This window comes from Bacteroidota bacterium, assembly GCA_040388375.1.
Taxonomy (GTDB): Bacteria; Bacteroidota; Bacteroidia; order UKL13-3; family UKL13-3; genus JAAFJM01.
In genome coordinates this window covers 1-1,656 of record JAZKBU010000030.1, presented here as the reverse complement: position 1 = coordinate 1,656, position 1,656 = coordinate 1, and the positions used below count along the sequence as shown (strand labels likewise).

At 37.9% G+C, this 1,656-nt stretch carries 3 protein-coding genes; all 3 read left to right on the top strand.

Annotated features, from left to right (window positions below; all coding sequences use genetic code 11):
* Positions 1 to 564: hypothetical protein (locus V4538_17660; GenBank protein ID MES2382879.1), on the top strand; the 564-nt coding region annotated here is incomplete at its 5' end.
* 4 nt (positions 565 to 568) lie between these two features.
* Positions 569 to 1,189: a DNA cytosine methyltransferase gene (locus V4538_17655; protein ID MES2382878.1), complete on the top strand. Its 621-nt coding sequence runs from the start codon at positions 569 to 571 to the stop codon at positions 1,187 to 1,189.
* Between the two features lie 277 nt (positions 1,190 to 1,466).
* Positions 1,467 to 1,656, top strand: a 190-nt coding sequence (locus tag V4538_17650; protein ID MES2382877.1) for a hypothetical protein, incomplete at its 3' end; no start/stop codon positions are given.

The following is a 1,656-nucleotide window of genomic DNA, read 5'->3' as shown; positions in this document are numbered from 1 at the left end:
CTTTCAGAAGTAGAAATGAAGACCATTGTTAACAAGTGGAGAGCCAAAAATAAGAACATTGTAGGCCTTTGGGCGGGTGTTGAAGAAGCCGTCATAAGAGCATTGAAAACAAGAAAAAAAATAGTACTTTCGCAATACAGAGGTTTAGTTTTTGAGCACGATGGTAAAGCCCTTACAATACAACTACCTTCAGGCCGTAAATTGTTTTATCAAAACGCTGAACTTGGAATTAATAAGTTCGGTAAAAGCAGTGTAAAATATAAAGGGATAGACTTACTAACCAAAAAATGGTGGTGGGTCGATTCTTATGGGGGCAAATTTGTCGAGAACATTGTACAAGCTATTGCGCGAGACTTACTAGCTAACTCAATGCAAGATATTTACCGGTTAGGCTATAAAATAGTGATGCACGTGCACGATGAAGTAGTGTGTGAAGTTTCAGAAGGTCTAAGTGAACATTCTCTGAAAGAAATTTGTAGAATTATGGGGGTTGTACCTGAATGGGCTGAAGGTTTACCGTTAACAGCAGACGGCTACTTAACTAAATATTATAAAAAGGACTAGGTTTATGAGGGTATTAATAGCATGCGAAGAAAGCCAGGCAGTTTGTACAGCTTTTAGGAAGGTAGGACACGAGGCCTATTCTTGCGACCTAAAACCCTGTTCAGGTGGACACCCTGAATGGCATTACCAACAAGACGTTACAGAGTTACTTAAAGAAAAATGGGACTTGATTATAGCACACCCCACTTGCACGTATTTAAGCAATGCAGGAGCTGCAAGGCTCTACCCAATAAAAGGAATAATAGATCAACACAGATTTGAAAAAGGTCTTCAAGCAAAAAAATTCTTTATGCTGTTTTACAATTCAAGTTGTCCAAGAGTCTGCATAGAAAACCCGATACCTTCTACTATTTATGATTTACCAAAATACGACCAAATGATACAACCTTATGAATACGGTCATGCTTACTCAAAAAAAACGTGCTTGTGGTTAAAGGGCTTGCCGGTATTAGAACCAACAAAAATAATAAAGGAAAACGTTATTTCTTGGGTAAGTGGAGGTTCTAAAGATCACAAGGGAAACCCAAGAAAAAGAAAAGCGACAAACCACAGAAGCTCAGAAACAAGAAGCAAAACGTTTGCCGGGGTAGCTCAAGCAATGGCCGACCAGTGGGGCATATACTAGTCAAAACACTTACAAAATTTTAACTTTATGCCTACTAGGAAAACAAAAGACAAACACCCCGACAGGGATTATAACAAACACAACCTTAAAAACTATAAAAAGTCAGAGATACAAATGTCAATGTCTGAGAGGGTTAAAAGGAGACTAACAAACGGCGAATTAATTTTAATTCGAGACCACCAAATGCTGGATATAGAACTATCCGCTAAGATAAAACGCTCAGTTAAAGCCATTCACATAGCACGTACAAAGATTAAAAACGGAAAATATAAAATTTATGACTACGAGATTTGATGGAATACTAGACATAGCAACGGGCATGAGTGCCAAGTCGAAGCTATGGAAGAACAAAAAATACAATTGGTCTGACCTTGTTGACAGAATAAGTAAGGAGTATAAAACTACTGAAACATTCAAAGAATACATGTCCGCTTCTAAGGAAGAGCAGTCTAAAATAAAAGACGTTG

What these genes read in the sequence shown, in the direction of transcription:
- V4538_17655 (MES2382878.1), top strand. Translation starts at nt 569, where the DNA reads ATGAGGGTATTAATAGCATGCGAAGAAAGCCAGGCAGTTTGTACAGCT.